A 14,940-nucleotide genomic window follows, 5' to 3' on the forward strand; every position below is an offset into this window, starting at 1 on the left:
TAGTAAAAGGTTTTTTTAAACAGTTTCTTGATGAAAAAGGAAAAATATTTCCGTTATTTTAACATATATCAAATTAGTTATTAGACGTATGCTAATTCTTTAGTATGAGTAAAAGGAATATCAAAATATTGAAACACTTCTACTAAAGCTTCAGTAAGATGAGTTATTTGTTCTTCAGAATGATTAGGAGTAACATTCACTCTAAAGCGTTCAGTTCCTACTGCTACTGTTGGTGAGTTAATAGGCTGTAAGTATACACCATGACTCTTTAATAATCTTTGAGCTGCTTCCTTACATTTAGCTGCATCTCCTACTAGAACAGGAAGGATATGTGTTTCACTAGAATCCATGATGGGAATACCAGCTTTGTTTAAACTTTCTCTTAAAATATTGGTTTTATTTTGTAAAGATGTTCTTTCTGCTTCAGAGGTTTTTAAATGTTCTATGCTTGTATGGCAAGCAGCTACAACTGCTGGAGGTAATGAAGTTGTAAAAATAAAACCAGATGCAAAAGATCTTACAGCATCTATAAGTGAGGCCGAAGCAGTTATATATCCTCCAATAATACCAATTGCTTTAGCCATTGTTCCTTGAATAAAGTCAACTTGCTCAGCAACTCCTAATTGTGCAGCAATACCTGAACCCCTAGGCCCGTACATTCCAATAGCATGAACTTCATCCAAGAAAGTAAGAGCATTATATTTCTTGGAAAGATTTATAATCTCAGCAATCGGTGAGATATCTCCATCCATAGAATAAATAGATTCAAAGACAATAATTTTAGGACGGTCAATAGGTTGCTCAGCTAGTAATTCTTCTAAGTGAGCTACATCATTATGCCTAAAGATAGCTTTGTCGGCTGATGTACTACGTATACCATTAATAATTGAAGCATGATTTTTTTCATCTGAAAAGATTATACAGTTCGGAAGAAGTCTTAATAAGCATTGTATTGTCGCATCATTTGAACCATACCCTGTAGGAAAAACTAGAGCTGCCTCTTTACCATGCCATTCAGCCAGTGATTTTTCTAACTGAGTGTATAGGTAATGAGTTCCTCCAATATTTCGTGATCCTCCAGATCCAGCACCGTACATTTCAATAGCATTGTGCATTGCTTCTGTTACTTTTGGATGTTGAGACATCCCTAAATAATCATTACTACACCAAACAACAACAGGTTTTCCGTCTTGTGTACCATCTAAATTTGCTAAAGGATATTGTCCACTTATTCGATTAATGGTCACAAATTCACGATATTGACCACTTTTTTTTAGCCCCTCTAACTTGTCTCTTACAATCATCTCGTACATAATATGTAATCCCCCTGTAACACCATTAAAAATTTCTCGGTCAAAAAATACAAAAATTACCTTGGATATTTTTTGAATATATTCACTATAATAACAAATTTGTATTTTTGTCAATGTAAATTAAAATATTAGCATATTAATAAAAATTCTGAAAAATAAAATAAAAGGCCTTCATTACCTGTTTTATCTCTATTTTGAGGGAATAACAGCATTTAAATATTATCTTCAGGATAATATTGTATGCCTATTAGTACGTTTTAGGTACAAAGATATTAAAAACTAGAAAATAACTAATATATCTGTATGGTTTTCTTTTTTATTTTTGTGAATTAAATGATTATATATTCTTATTTTTGAGTGATTTAATTGCAATTTACAACTAAAAACAAATTTATATATATTACCTTTTATAGATATTATTTCTTTTTATTTGTGTTACTATTTAATTGGTTTATTATATAATCTTTTTAAATCGAAAAGGAGTTCAGCATATGACTAACTTTATGTACATCTTTTGTTTATTTGCTTGGGGGCTTAATTTTATTGCTGTAAAAATTCAAGGTACCCCTACTAGCCTAGAGCTTTCTTTAACTTACCGACTTTTAATTACAGCTGTATTATTCATTATTCTAAGCGCATTCTTACGTCCTAAAAACAAACCAAAACGAAACGATATACCTTTTATTGTTATATTTGGTGTTTGTAACTTTATGTTAAGTTATCTATGTCTTTATTATGCGACTATCTTAAGTTCAGCAGCTATGGTTACGTTGATTTTTTCATTAAAAGTAATTTTAACACCGATTGCACTACGGGTATTTTTAAAGGAACAGTTCCATCCACGTATTTTATTTGGAGGGATACTAGGAGTTATAGGAGTTTGTATTTTACTTTATCCAAGTATGGACGATATTCATAGTTTCTCTGATTTAAAAGGGATACTAATTGCCTTATTAGGTACTATAATAACAGCTATAGGAGATGCTACATCAGCTAGAAATGCTAAGAAGAAGGTTCATCCATTATATGCCAATGCCTTAGGATTTACCGTTGGAGGGGTATTATTAGGAACATTTGCACTTTCTAAAGGACAAGTAATTAGCTTTCCAAATTCTGTGTCTTATTGGTCTGGATTGCTTTACCTTACTCTTATTGCCTCTTTTGGAGCGTGGTTATTTTATTTAAAACTCGTAGAGCGAATTGGCGGTGCTAAAAGTGGTTATATGGTAGCGCTCTTCCCAGCTATAGCAGGAATTGCATCAGTTGCTATTGGTGAGTCAGAGCCATCTATTTATCTACTAGTTGGATGTATTTGTAGTTGTTTAGGAGCTGGTATAGCCCTAGGTATAGGGTCATACATATTTAAAAGGAAGATTAAAATAAATACTATAAATAAATGATGCATACTATAAGATACCTCTTATCTATTTTTAAGCAGCATTAGATTAAAACAAAGGTGATTGGACTGAAAAGGGTTCTAGCGCAAATACTTATGGAGATATAAAGAGGAAAAAAGTTTTCTAGTGGGATCTGGTCTTAGGCAGCAATTCCAAATAGTTGATGGAGGAACCTCACTTGATCTTGGACAGACTGGTTCCATGAAGTAAGTTGCCCTTTTTAATGATATGCATAGCTTTTATTCCAAAAATAATAGATATATGTAGCTGTGTGGAAGGATTTCAATCCTAACATTGGTCTAATTCGTTTTTTAATAAAACGATAATCTTATGCTACTATGTTATTGAGATATTTCACTTTCCTTACTTGGATGCCTACAGGCATCTTTCTTTCGTTTTTCAACTCTTTATTGGCTATAGGATACGCTGGGTTTTTATCGACGATTAGGACACGAGGCTTTGAAAAATGAAGAGACTGCAAAGCCTTCCTGAAGAAACACCTTGCAACTTTATGATCTCCTGTTTTACTTAGATAAAAATCAATTGTATTTCCTTTAGAATCAATTGCACGATACGGATACATCCATTGACTTTTGATTTTCACATATGTCTCATCTACTCGCCAAAAATCATTCGCTGGCTTAAGATTACTCTTAACTCGCTTATCTAATTCAGGACCATATTGATAAACCCAACGCATGATTGTTGCATGAACCATAGATAGTCCGCGTTCTTCTATTATTTCGACTACATCACGAAAACTGAGGGTGTACCGTAGATACCATCTCACGGTTAATAAAATAATATCGGGTTGATAATGTTTCCATTTGAATAGATTTTGCTTTTCCATACTGATCACACACCTTTTTAGAGTAATAGTATCAGTTTGTCCAAGTTTAGGAGATTAACGAAAATGGCCTTGAAGTTTTTGCACCAAAACTGTTTTGGACGGCGATAGTTTTTGCGTCTAAACTAGTAGTGTGAGTCACACTATATAAAAGCGACTTCTTGTCGCATCATAATGTCATTTTATAGGAGGCTTTAACTTAATTGTTTCTGTACAAATTCATTTATATGTCGCAAAGCCAGATGGGCTGATAGTTTCTTGTAATTATCTGAAAATGGATCCATAAATCCATGAGATCCTTCAAAACTTTTCACTTCCAAAAACAAATATCTTTTTTTCTCTAACATGTCCACTAGATCATGGGTATCGAATGCTTTTTCTTTATTTGCAAATACAAGTAATGTAGGACATGTAGGCTCAACATCTACATAATTCCGTATGCGTGATCCGTAACAACCTATTACAAAGTCACATATCTTATTTTCACCACATAACCATGCTATTGTTGCCCCAACACTAAATCCAATGACTCCGACTCTCCTATATCGTTGTTTTAGTTCGGTTATAACATTATTAATTTGGTGCACTCCCTTTTCAAATCCAACATTTTGAGTGAAATTTTCATAAGCAAATTCTTCTTCTCTATACGAATAAGGAATTTCTTTATGTAATAAATTAGGGCATATTATATCTATCCCTAATTTTGATAATATCTCCTTCATATATTTCATATGTTCGTTAACTCCGTATATTTCATGAACTAGTACAATCGCCATATTATGATTCTTCATCATGATCCTCCTATCAAGACGCTTTATATTTAGTTTATATACAATTCAGTTTTATTTCTACTTCCCATACAGTGTATTATTGGGGCTATAGCATAACAACCTTAGAGTTAATAACTCCAGGGTTGTTATTGTAATGATTACTTAGTAGGAAACACTTACCTAAAGGTAAGTACCTGTACTAAAAGTGCGTACTTACATATCTGTAGTAGGAGTTTTATAATCGAAATGTAATTAATATTAAGGAGGAATAATTTTGAAAACTCTTGTTATCGTAACACACCCAAGCTTAGAAACATCAGTTATTAATAAGAGCTGGGTAGAAGAACTCAAAAAACATTCAGAAAAATATACAATTCACGAATTATATAAAGTTTATCCTAATGGCAACATAGACGTGGAAAAAGAACAAACATTGGTTGAATCTCATGGAAATCTAGTTTTTCAGTTTCCTGTATATTGGTTTAATTGTCCACCTCTTTTTAAAAAATGGATGGATGATGTTTTAACTTATGGATGGGCCTATGGTTCAACAGGAGAGAAATTAAAGAATCGTAAAGTTGCTTTTGCTGTGTCTGCAGGGATTAAAAAAGAAGACTATAGTGAAAGTGGAAGATATCAGCATACACTTGATGAAGTATTGGTTCCGTTTAAAACCACAGCTCTGTATTGCAACGCAGATTATCGTTCGTTCTTTGCTTTTTATGGAGCAGAATATGAACCTGCTGCAAGTGAAGTGAAAAAAAGTGCCCAAGATTATTTCAATTTTATTGAGAACCTATAAGAAGTAGTTTTATCTATTGTTGTACAGTCTCCAAAGCTGACAAACTGTTTTTCTCTCCCCACTCACACATCATATCTAACAAGGGAATAAGGGAAAGACCACGTTCAGATAATGAATACTCAACTTTTGGAGGTATTTGTGGAAATTCCTTACGTATAATAAGACCATCTCTCTCAAGATCTTTTAACATAACGCTTAACGTTTTATAGGAAATGGTACCGATACATCGTTTCAACTCATTATGTCGCATAACCTTATTTTCAGCTAGCCAATACATAATGATCATTTTATATTTACCACCTATTAAAGACAAGGTATATCCAAAACCAGTGTTTTTTAGTTCTACACCGGTTGGAACACAGGTTTCACTCATAGGTTCCACTCTCCTTCTGATAAGCCAGTATGTAATATAAAGATGCATACTTTATAATTACATTTTAACAGAAATGATGCCTTTATTCAGCTTGTATACTCTATGCATTTTTAGTTATCGTAATCATCTTAATCAGGGTTCTAGGAATAAAAAACGGCCGTTAGAAGGCTGTTTTTTATTCCTATGAAAGTTTTTAATTGTTTAAAAAATAATTTCTCTTGCGTCTTTTAACGTAATAAATCTGTTGCCTACCATATTATTATGGTGTTCTACTCCGAGATAGCTTTTTTTATTGAATACGGATAAGCGACATTATGGTACCTTACAAATAAACCCTGAAATTGTATAGAGTGATATGTAAGTCTACATCTGAAACCTTAGCATATTAATGTGTGAAGATAATACAGCAGCAAGTGGCATTGCAACGTAAGAGCCGAGCCAATATATTTTGAAAGGAATGTAGCTCCTAGAAGATAAAGATAAAAGAATGGTCACTCAATCTGTTTTTTTATATCAATTAATTGTTGTAATAAAATCTTTTCTCCTTCTGAGCTTAGCACGATATTACCTATATACACTTTATTTTTATCACTTACCTTACCAGTGATAGCACAGGGTTTACTTTCACCACATTTTTCGATAATTATTGCTTCATTTTCTATAGACATCTCTACATAACTCTCACTGCCTTTTATTCCTAAGGTTCGTCGTAGTTCACTAGGGAATGTGACACGTCCAAATTTACCTAACCCCTTAATCAGCCCTATTTTTTTCATTTTCTCACTCCTACTTTAAATTATTTTTTAATTTAATAATGGTTATTAATTCATTGGATTTTGATGACAAATTATCTCCATAAGAGAATTTTTTACTGGAGTAACTTTCATCACAAAACTGTATTATATTACCTCATTATCTTTTTCTTGTTTATTTTCTTTTAATAAAAGTAATATATGAATTTAAATTAATAACAAAGATTTATTAAGTCTCATTTTATAATACAAACTACAGAATTAAACAAAAATCTACATAAAATCATCCAATAATATCCATTAGATTATTTATATGTAAAAAATTATTTAAATCCATATTTGATAAAATTAAATGTTTCTATATCTAAATAATGGAAAATACGCACTTCTTTCCTATCGAATCATTTATAAAAAGTAATTTGGAAAATTTATAATTTTTTGTAGTTTTCTGTATGATTATATAGTTCCTATTATAAATTAAAGATACAACTTCGCTAGAGAAGAATGAAAGCGTTTAATAGTAGTTTATCTTTTCTTAATTACACTTCAATGGAGTGAAGATATTTATAAACTAACTACAGAAAAAAGTTGCTCTCATTGTATCCTTATTAATGACTTAGAGGAGTATCGCTATCTCTTCAAGTTACGCTGATGTATCAACTCCTTTTGAAGCTAAGCAGACTACGATATCTACTATAATCCCTCCCTTACAAGGAAAGGGACTTTGGGGGATGTAATAGTCTTTCTATAGTCACTACAACTTATATGAGAGAGGTTAAAAAATGAATCATTTACATCGTAGGATGGGAACTTTTTCTTTAACGATGGTTGGACTAGGTTCAATCATTGGTTCAGGTTGGTTATTCGGGGCATGGAGAGCAGCTCAAATTGCTGGCCCTGCTGCTATTATTTCATGGATTATCGGTATGATTGTTATTTTATTTATTGGACTTTCTTACAGCGAGCTTGGATCCATGTTTCCGGAAGCAGGAGGTATGGTTAAATATACACAATATTCTCATGGATCGTTTCTTGGATTTATTGCTGCTTGGGCAAATTGGATTGCTATTGTATCTGTTATCCCAGTTGAAGCTGTTGCCTCTGTACAATACATGAGTTCTTGGCCCTGGGAATGGGCAAAGTGGACAAGTAGTTTAGTGAAAAATGGAACGCTTACTTTACCTGGATTAGGCATTGCTTCTGTTTTATTACTTATTTATTTCTTACTAAATTTTTGGACAGTAGGTCTCTTTTCCAAAGCAAATTCACTCATCACTATCTTTAAGATAGTGATTCCTGGTTTAACAATTGGATCACTTTTATTTGCCGGTTTTCATAGTGAAAATTTTACGTCTGGAGAAGGCATCGCGCCAAATGGTTGGGCAAGCGTACTGACGGCGGTAGCAACGTCCGGTATTGTATTTGCATTTAATGGTTTTCAAAGCCCTATTAATATGGCTGGAGAAGCAAAGAATCCTGGGCGTTCTATTCCATTAGCTGTAGTAGGATCGATTCTAATTGCTACCGTTATTTATATCTTATTACAGGTTGCGTTTATTGGGGCAGTTGATCCTTCTATGGTTGTTCATGGATGGAGTCACCTTAATTTCAATTCTCCATTTGCTGATTTGGCTATTGCTTTAAGTATTAACTGGCTTGTTATTGTATTGTACGCCGATGCATTTGTTTCTCCTTCTGGAACGGGAATCACCTATACGGCTACCACATCTCGTATGATATACGGTATGGAAAAGAATAAATATTTACCTGGTGTTTTAGGGAAATTGCATCCTATTTATGGTGTGCCACGTCAAGCAATGTTTTTCAATTTAGCCGTATCATTCATTTTCTTATTTCTATTTAGAGGTTGGGGTGTATTAGCTGAAATTATTTCGGTTGCGACATTAATCTCTTATATTACCGGGCCTGTTACAGCCATGACGTTAAGAAGAACGGGGAAAGAGTTCTACAGACCATTACGTCTAAAAGGATTAAGTATTATTGCACCACTGGGTTTTATATTTGCGTCATTAACTCTGTACTGGGCGAGATGGCCACTTACAGGACAGGTGTTATTCATTATTATGATGGGTCTTCCTATTTACTTTTATTATCAAGCAAAGTTGAAATGGAAAGGGTTTCAAAAGAACTTCCTAGCAGGACTTTGGATGGTTACTTACTTATTATGTATGATGATTATTTCATATTTAGGAAGTGAAAAGTTTGGTGGACTAAATGTTATTCCATACGGTTGGGACATGCTTATCATTACATTTTTGTCTCTTGTTTTTTATGCTTGGGCTGTAAAAAGTGGATTTAAAACAGAATACCTCAAGGAAGCCACCAAAGTAAATGAAGAAATGAGATTAAGGGAGAAAACAATAGAGTCCCAATTAGATAAAGAAAAAGCTGTATAAAAATTGGTTTCTAGTGCAAGTATTTTATAAGTATGTGGAGATAGTTATTATGTTGAAAAATAAGGTAAGAAAGTTAAAAACCTTTACAGTAGACTATTCTATATTAAAAAATAATAAAATAATTAATAATTCTATAGTCATACAATCCATTAATAATCCAGATGAAATTGTAAGGTTAGCTAAATTAGATATATCTACAAAAGAAAGAGTGTTCATTCAAAATGTAAAGATTTTAAGATTTAAGTCCATCCCATCTCATGGGCATAATTTAGAATAGAAGAAACTCGTCAAAAAGGGAATTTGCTTACAATAGCAAAAGCTTCTTTTAACGATGTTATTGAGATATTTTACTTGTCTTATTAGATGCCTAGGGCATCTTTTTCTCTTTTCTCATATGTTCGAGGGCTATAGGAAAAGTCGAATTCTTATCTATCGTAATGTCACGAGAAGTCAAAATATGAAAAGGCCGCAAAGTTTTCTAAAAAACACTGTACATTCTTGCGTTCTCTTGTTTCATTTATATAAAAATAGTGAAAGTCGTTATTTTATGGAGGTTTTATATGTCGGATAAAGTGCCATTTTCATTTACAGTAGTTATTGGTTTAATGTTATTTGCTCTATTCTTCGGGGCAGGAAATTTAATTTTCCCACCAATGCTTGGTCAATCAGCAGGAATAAATATTTGGTCAGCTAATGCCGGATTTTTAGTAACCGGAGTTGGGTTACCATTACTTGGTGTGTTAGCATTTGGTTTTTCGGGGAAAGATGATGTACAGTCACTAGCAAGTCGCGTACACCCTGTGTTTGGTCTTGTGTTTACAACCGTACTTTATTTAGCGATTGGTCCTTTATTTTCCATACCTAGAGCAGGAACCGTTTCTTTTGAGATAGGCGTTAAACCTTTTTTGTCGGAAGATCTAGACCACATACCTTTATTTATTTTTACCATCATCTTTTTTAGCATCACATGCTTTTTCTCACTTAATCCTGTTAAAATTGTCAATATTATCGGAAAAGTCCTAACGCCTATTAAGTTAACATTTATTGGAATACTTGTGGCGGTGGCTTTTATTCATCCGATTGGGGATTTCCAAGGACCTACAAAGAATTATAAAATTCATTCATTTTTCAAGGGATTTCAGGAAGGTTATTTAACAATGGATGCTCTTGCAGCTTTTGTTTTTGGAATTATTATTATTAATGCTATTAAAGAAAAAGGCGCAAAAACAAAAAAACAAATTATGACTATTTGTGCAAAAGCAACAGGAATTGCTGCCATTATCCTAATAACCATTTATACGGCTCTTTCTTACATGGGTGCTTCAAGTGTAGAAAAACTTGGACACTTAGATAACGGAGGTACTGTTTTGGTAAAAGTCTCAAATTATTATTTTGGAGCTTACGGTGGAATATTATTAGGGTTAATGATTACGGTAGCTTGTTTAACAACTAGTGTAGGACTTGTTGCTTCTTGCTCTTCATTCTTTCATAAACTATTTCCAAAGGTACCTTATAAAATACTTGCTATTAGTCTATCTGGTTTTAGTGCAATCGTTGCTAACATCGGGTTAACACAATTAATTGCTATTTCTGAACCTCTATTAACAGCTATTTATCCATTAGCTATTGTATTGATTTTCCTAACTTTTTTTCATCCTTTATTTAAAGGAAAAACTGAAGTTTATCAAGGGAGCTTACTTTTGACATTTATTATTAGTCTATTCGATGGATTAAATACGGGTGGTATTCATATTTCATTCATTAATAGTTTCTTCATTAGAGTTCTCCCTATGTACAAAGTAGGACTAGGGTGGATTGTTCCAGCTATTATTGGAGGATTAATAGGTTTTAGCATAGTACAAGTAAAAATCCTTCTTAATTACAGATCATCTAGACTGAATAAATAATAAGGATTCTGGTGCGAAGATTACACCCATTTGAAAGGGACATATAGCTTCTTCTATTACAATATTGCTTTTATCAAGATATGAGTTTAAGGTCCTCTGTTAAACGTAAAAAATAACCTTTGCATCACAATCACATTTTTTATATTTCAAAATATTTATTGTAGGTTTTTGTCAGCTTCTGTGGCCTCTATGATAAATTAAAGCTACGTTTGGTAAGGATGAATGAAAACGATTACAAATCATCGTTCTAACTGATGACTCAGTCTGTTTAAATAGTTCAACATTATAATAATCTCTAACTTTTATCTTATTGAAAAAATGTAAGGAATTGAAATATCAATTATACAGTAAAAAGAGTGTGACATCCTTGTACCAGCAGCCGTTTCAAACCAAATTACGGCACAAAACGCTCATAATATAAAAGCTTCGATTGTAGCAGAAGCAGCAAATGGGCCAACAACTCCCGAAGCGACAAAAATTTTGGATGAAAGAGAAATCCTCCTTGTATCAGATATATTAGCAAGTGCAGGCGGTGTCACTGTTTCTTACTTTGAATGGGTTCAAAATAATCAAGGATATTATTGGTCAGAGAAAGAAGTGGCTGAAAAACTTCGTAAAGTCATGGTTAATTCTTTTGAAAATATTTATCAGACATCTCATGAATATCAAGTTAATATGCGTTTAGCTACCTATATGATAGGAATAACAAAATCAGCCGAAGCTTCACGTTTCCGAGGTTGGGCATAAAATATAAGAGCTTTCTATAATTCTATAAAGAAAGAATTATTAATAACATTTAAAGCGAGGAATTTGTAATGTGGGTTATTACTATAATCAATGCCTATTCAAAGAGCAATAATATTGTTATGTTTGAATTTAATACGGAAAAGGACGCAAGAGAAACTTTTAAAAATACAAGAACATAAAATTCTTTCCGAGGTAATTTGCTGCTACACCCCTTGATTTAGCTTATCTACTACTTTATAGTAACGGTTTTGATGAAACATTAGCAATTAGAAACATAGAAAGTCAGTTTCTTTAAATGACTAACTTATGGAGCTATTCCAAGTAGTATATGTATGAATGAAATTTACCTATTTGGGATGGACTTGTCCTGTAAAGTAAGGCGTTCTTCTATTTTTTATCAATTCCCCCAAAATCATATTTCCTCGTCACAATAGCGTTTGTACCCATTTGATAGGCGTTTTTAATCATCCGGTCCAAAGCTTCCTTTCTTGAATCTTCAAGCATAACTATATAAAAGCGACTTCTTGTCGTACCATAATTAACATTCTCGGAAGTAAAGCATACCTCCCTCCATTCGGAGAGAGGTGTTATTCATTCTTAAAGTCTTTTATTTTCTGCTTTTTCTAAGTGAGGGGAGCCCTATAAGGGCTGCTCCAAATGTAATTATAATTGCAACAGCAATGATTCCCAAATACACGACTTTGTTAGGAATATATCTAGCAAAAGTCGATAAAAGTGCCCCTGAAATTCCTAACCAGACTAAAGCTATTAGCTTAGAAAAACAACTTAAAGTTCCACATAATCACCATCATAGATAATATCAAACAGATCGTTGCAGGAATAATCATCTCAATGGGTTGGTGGGCCCGAAAAATATGGGCATGTATGGCACCTATCATGAGAATTACAAACAATACGCCAGATACAAAAACCAAGTATGGATTCCAAATACCGCCAATCATTGTTATTGCTCCAATAAGTTCCACAATTCCAATTACAGACATTAACCATAATGGATATTGATAGTGCTGCCAATGTTCAACCTGAAACGGTATACGAAAAAGTTTTATGAAACCTCCCACTAAAATAAAAACGGCTAAAATTACTTGCATAATAGTCATCATCTAAACTTACTCCTTTTAAAAATCCTCTTAGGTAACAATGCCATCTTGAATGGTATGACTCAAATCAATATATTTTTGACTCTTCATACTAAATCCCCTCTCTGTTCACCTTAATAAAAACAACTTATATATGGAAATTTCATTATTTTTTCTTTTTCTAAAGGTGTATACTTCATACAATCCTAATTAACATATTGTCAATCAAATAAAATTTCAAGTACAAATAATATGTCCTCTACTTTAACACCCAACCATATATAACTGCCCCAAAAGAGGACAAATGCTCTATTGGGATGATAAAACGTGCGAGAATGAGACCTGCTGGTATTAACATAATAAAATACTTCAAGCTGAACTTACGTTGCCAGCCTAAAAATAATAAAGGAACAACGAGACTTAAATTTAAAATAGAGCCTACTACCATTCCCTTTAAATTAGGAGATGATGAATTGATTTGAAAAAAGGAATGATATAACAAGTAATTTGAAATTAACACAAAAAGCAATCCGAAAAGACATAATGTGGACGTTGCACTTTTCTTAAGAATCAAACGATTCACCCCATTTTTAATTGATAGTATTTCATCTATATAATTAGTTGACATGTTACTTATTATTAAATAATTATTTTATCTGGAAAGCTCCCCAATAAAGGATTTTCTCATTGATTTAAAAGGAACATGAGAACCGTTGATTAACATGCTATCTTACTTTATTTCAGGTTAAACAGGTTTTAGCATAGTAATTTTTTATTTTGGGATCTACTACCCAATACCTTGTGCCTTCTTTATTTCTTCTTCACTAATCCGGTAATTACTCATATCCATCATAACGCCTCCTTACGTTCTATATTCATAAGATATAGTTGATTCCATTATTTAATCAATAATTGCTTAAGGTTCTCTAAATTGCTTTGGGGAACTTTACAAGCCAGACGAAGGTAATTTTCAATGTCACCGTATTGCCCCATAATCTTGTTATACACTTCTTCTAAGTAATCACGTCTAACTTCTAAGATTGGTTTTACACGCTCTGAAGACATTTGGAACAAACTCATCCATCGAATAAACGTTTCTACCTTTTTCATACGTTTCGCAATTAATTGATTAGATAAAAGGTATTCATTTATCACCGTTTCATATGGCACACCTACAAGTAATTGGATAAGGGCTGATATAAACCCAGTACGATCCTTCCCTCCGGTACAGTGAATGAGAGCAGGTAAATTTTTTTGATTTGAAAGAAACGTGATAACTTCATTGATTTCCTTATAACAACCAAATGCCATATGGTCATACATTTCTTTCATTATTTTTTCAAAATCAATGGTATTGGATTTACTAACTAGAAACTTAAAGAATTCGAGATGCGTAAACTCTCTGCTCTTATCATGAATTGATACGTTTAGGAGTTGAATTTCCTTTCCGGTCTGGATACGACTGACTTTTGATTGTTGTTCCTGAAGTGTCCTTAAATCACAAATTGACTTTATATTTATTTGATGAAAACTTTCTACATCTTTTTGAGACAATCGAGACAGTTCATCTGAACGGAATAGGATGCCGGTCTTCATGTAGCAACCATCTTTGGTTTTAAAGCCTCCAATGTCACGGAAATTATATAAATTTTCAAATTGGTATATGTTTTCTGCAGTTTTCATTCTCATTTCTCCATTATTATTTAGTCAGATTACCTTTTCTTTTGCTTTACTTGAAAGCTTTTATAAAAAGTTCAATTACGGCTAATACTTCTTCTTTATTTTCTAAATGCAGAGTATGACCTGCATTCTTTATCTTTTTATGTTGTAAATTAGGGGAAATCTCTAATGCTTTTTGCACATCTTTATCCCTTACCACCCCCCCTAATTCAGGATTGCCTTGTAAGAGCAACACGGGACATCGAATTCTACGAAGTAACTTATCTACTTGATATCCAGCGTATGTTTCCTCAAACCGATCTATCATAGCTGTTAGTACACCTGGGTCCACGTATGTTAAGTTTGTTATCATTTCATTAACCAAATGAGTTCTTGTATGTGAAAGTTTAGAAATGTTTTTAATTAATGGTTTAGGATTTGTCAATACCATTTGATTAGAGTGTAGTATATCTCTCCATTTCATTAACTCCTTTTAAAACCGTCATAGATAAGGGGGAATCACCAATAATTACCCCTGTAATAAGTGTAGGGTGGTTAACTGCCATCATAAGACTAATCATTCCACCAAGTGAATGACCAAATATAAGTGTCGGTTTGTTAACATGTTTTTTAAGAAAAAGAAAGATATCTTCCATATAATCTTTTAATCTGTAATTTTTATCTCCTCTCCCAGATTTACCATGTCCTCTTAAATCTACTGCATATACATGGGTTAGCTTTTCTAAATTAGGCAGAATAGTACTAAAAGTTTGCCCACCTAGCAGTCCCGCCATGAAGTAGCAAAGGAGATATATCAGACGAATTAGGATTTGTTTCAACATAATTTAAACGAATC

14 protein-coding genes and 2 pseudogenes are annotated in these 14,940 nt (G+C 32.9%); 6 read left to right on the plus strand and 10 right to left on the minus strand.

Annotated elements, in window-relative coordinates; all coding sequences use genetic code 11:
* Positions 1–80: 80 nt before the first annotated feature.
* Positions 81–1,313, minus strand: a complete 1,233-nt coding sequence (gene hemA / locus ACLHDF_RS23195; protein WP_413920954.1) for a 5-aminolevulinate synthase — start codon at positions 1,311–1,313, stop codon at positions 81–83.
* Positions 1,314–1,804: 491 nt separating this feature from the next.
* Between hemA and ACLHDF_RS23200 the strand changes: the two genes are divergently transcribed.
* A complete protein-coding gene (locus tag ACLHDF_RS23200; RefSeq protein WP_413920955.1) occupies positions 1,805–2,713 on the plus strand; it encodes a DMT family transporter in 909 nt (302 codons plus the stop codon).
* Positions 2,714–2,849: 136 nt separating this feature from the next.
* Here ACLHDF_RS23200 and ACLHDF_RS23205 read toward each other — a convergent pair.
* Together ACLHDF_RS23205 and ACLHDF_RS23210 are read right to left on the minus strand one after the other, a co-directional pair.
* Positions 2,850–3,560: pseudogene (locus ACLHDF_RS23205) on the minus strand (IS6 family transposase).
* A 191-nt stretch (positions 3,561–3,751) separates the two neighbouring features.
* Positions 3,752–4,348: a dienelactone hydrolase family protein gene (locus tag ACLHDF_RS23210; RefSeq protein WP_413920956.1), complete on the minus strand. Its 597-nt coding sequence runs from the start codon at positions 4,346–4,348 to the stop codon at positions 3,752–3,754.
* Between the two features lie 253 nt (positions 4,349–4,601).
* On the opposite strand from ACLHDF_RS23210, the gene ACLHDF_RS23215 reads away from it, so the two are divergent.
* A complete protein-coding gene (locus ACLHDF_RS23215) occupies positions 4,602–5,129 on the plus strand; it encodes an NAD(P)H-dependent oxidoreductase (protein ID WP_413920957.1) in 528 nt (175 codons plus the stop codon).
* Between the two features lie 13 nt (positions 5,130–5,142).
* Here ACLHDF_RS23215 and ACLHDF_RS23220 read toward each other — a convergent pair whose 3' ends face one another.
* Both ACLHDF_RS23220 and ACLHDF_RS23225 read right to left on the minus strand, forming a co-directional pair.
* A complete protein-coding gene (locus ACLHDF_RS23220; protein ID WP_413920958.1) occupies positions 5,143–5,502 on the minus strand; it encodes a winged helix-turn-helix transcriptional regulator in 360 nt (119 codons plus the stop codon).
* 491 nt (positions 5,503–5,993) lie between these two features.
* The gene (locus ACLHDF_RS23225) at positions 5,994–6,278 is read right to left on the minus strand and encodes an AbrB family transcriptional regulator (protein WP_413920959.1); all 285 of its coding nucleotides are present in this window, start codon (positions 6,276–6,278) and stop codon (positions 5,994–5,996) included.
* A 758-nt stretch (positions 6,279–7,036) separates the two neighbouring features.
* On the opposite strand from ACLHDF_RS23225, the gene ACLHDF_RS23230 reads away from it, so the two are divergent.
* The 4 genes and pseudogenes from ACLHDF_RS23230 to ACLHDF_RS23245 all read left to right on the plus strand — a co-directional run.
* The gene (locus ACLHDF_RS23230) at positions 7,037–8,671 is read left to right on the plus strand and encodes an APC family permease (RefSeq protein WP_413920960.1); all 1,635 of its coding nucleotides are present in this window, start codon (positions 7,037–7,039) and stop codon (positions 8,669–8,671) included.
* A gap of 49 nt (positions 8,672–8,720) precedes the next feature.
* Complete coding sequence (locus ACLHDF_RS23235; protein ID WP_413920961.1) at positions 8,721–8,948, plus strand: hypothetical protein; 228 nt, start codon at positions 8,721–8,723, stop codon at positions 8,946–8,948.
* Positions 8,949–9,231: 283 nt separating this feature from the next.
* On the plus strand, positions 9,232–10,578 hold the full coding sequence (gene brnQ, locus ACLHDF_RS23240) for a branched-chain amino acid transport system II carrier protein (protein WP_413920962.1): 1,347 nt from the start codon (positions 9,232–9,234) through the stop codon (positions 10,576–10,578).
* Positions 10,579–10,929: 351 nt separating this feature from the next.
* Positions 10,930–11,325: pseudogene (locus ACLHDF_RS23245) on the plus strand (Glu/Leu/Phe/Val family dehydrogenase); the annotation flags it as partial.
* A gap of 387 nt (positions 11,326–11,712) precedes the next feature.
* Here ACLHDF_RS23245 and ACLHDF_RS23250 read toward each other — a convergent pair.
* From ACLHDF_RS23250 to ACLHDF_RS23270, 5 genes are all read right to left on the minus strand, one after another.
* Positions 11,713–11,916, minus strand: a complete 204-nt coding sequence (locus ACLHDF_RS23250; protein WP_413920991.1) for a heavy metal-binding domain-containing protein — start codon at positions 11,914–11,916, stop codon at positions 11,713–11,715.
* 182 nt (positions 11,917–12,098) lie between these two features.
* Positions 12,099–12,449 carry a DoxX family protein gene (locus tag ACLHDF_RS23255; protein WP_413920963.1) on the minus strand — a complete coding sequence of 117 codons (351 nt, stop codon included), beginning with the start codon at positions 12,447–12,449 and terminating at the stop codon, positions 12,099–12,101.
* A gap of 873 nt (positions 12,450–13,322) precedes the next feature.
* Positions 13,323–14,108 (minus strand): tyrosine-protein phosphatase, encoded by a 786-nt coding sequence (locus ACLHDF_RS23260; protein ID WP_413920964.1) that lies wholly within the window; start codon positions 14,106–14,108, stop codon positions 13,323–13,325.
* A 46-nt stretch (positions 14,109–14,154) separates the two neighbouring features.
* Complete coding sequence (locus tag ACLHDF_RS23265; RefSeq protein WP_413920965.1) at positions 14,155–14,568, minus strand: alpha/beta fold hydrolase; 414 nt, start codon at positions 14,566–14,568, stop codon at positions 14,155–14,157.
* A complete protein-coding gene (locus ACLHDF_RS23270; protein WP_413920966.1) occupies positions 14,540–14,926 on the minus strand; it encodes an alpha/beta fold hydrolase in 387 nt (128 codons plus the stop codon). The genes ACLHDF_RS23265 and ACLHDF_RS23270 overlap by 29 nt, the downstream gene beginning before the upstream one ends.
* Between the last annotated feature and the right edge of the window lie 14 nt (positions 14,927–14,940).

It is taken from the genome of Priestia megaterium, assembly GCF_046599315.1.
Taxonomy (GTDB): Bacteria; Bacillota; Bacilli; order Bacillales; family Bacillaceae_H; genus Priestia; species Priestia megaterium_F.

What these genes read in the sequence shown, in the direction of transcription:
- hemA (WP_413920954.1), bottom strand. Translation starts at nt 1,313, where the DNA reads ATGTACGAGATGATTGTAAGAGACAAGTTAGAGGGGCTAAAAAAAAGT.
- ACLHDF_RS23200 (WP_413920955.1), top strand. Translation starts at nt 1,805, where the DNA reads ATGACTAACTTTATGTACATCTTTTGTTTATTTGCTTGGGGGCTTAAT.
- ACLHDF_RS23210 (WP_413920956.1), bottom strand. Translation starts at nt 4,348, where the DNA reads ATGAAGAATCATAATATGGCGATTGTACTAGTTCATGAAATATACGGA.
- ACLHDF_RS23220 (WP_413920958.1), bottom strand. Translation starts at nt 5,502, where the DNA reads ATGAGTGAAACCTGTGTTCCAACCGGTGTAGAACTAAAAAACACTGGT.
- ACLHDF_RS23225 (WP_413920959.1), bottom strand. Translation starts at nt 6,278, where the DNA reads ATGAAAAAAATAGGGCTGATTAAGGGGTTAGGTAAATTTGGACGTGTC.
- ACLHDF_RS23230 (WP_413920960.1), top strand. Translation starts at nt 7,037, where the DNA reads ATGAATCATTTACATCGTAGGATGGGAACTTTTTCTTTAACGATGGTT.
- ACLHDF_RS23235 (WP_413920961.1), top strand. Translation starts at nt 8,721, where the DNA reads ATGTTGAAAAATAAGGTAAGAAAGTTAAAAACCTTTACAGTAGACTAT.
- brnQ (WP_413920962.1), top strand. Translation starts at nt 9,232, where the DNA reads ATGTCGGATAAAGTGCCATTTTCATTTACAGTAGTTATTGGTTTAATG.
- ACLHDF_RS23255 (WP_413920963.1), bottom strand. Translation starts at nt 12,449, where the DNA reads ATGATGACTATTATGCAAGTAATTTTAGCCGTTTTTATTTTAGTGGGA.
- ACLHDF_RS23260 (WP_413920964.1), bottom strand. Translation starts at nt 14,108, where the DNA reads ATGAAAACTGCAGAAAACATATACCAATTTGAAAATTTATATAATTTC.
- ACLHDF_RS23265 (WP_413920965.1), bottom strand. Translation starts at nt 14,568, where the DNA reads ATGAAATGGAGAGATATACTACACTCTAATCAAATGGTATTGACAAAT.
- ACLHDF_RS23270 (WP_413920966.1), bottom strand. Translation starts at nt 14,926, where the DNA reads ATGTTGAAACAAATCCTAATTCGTCTGATATATCTCCTTTGCTACTTC.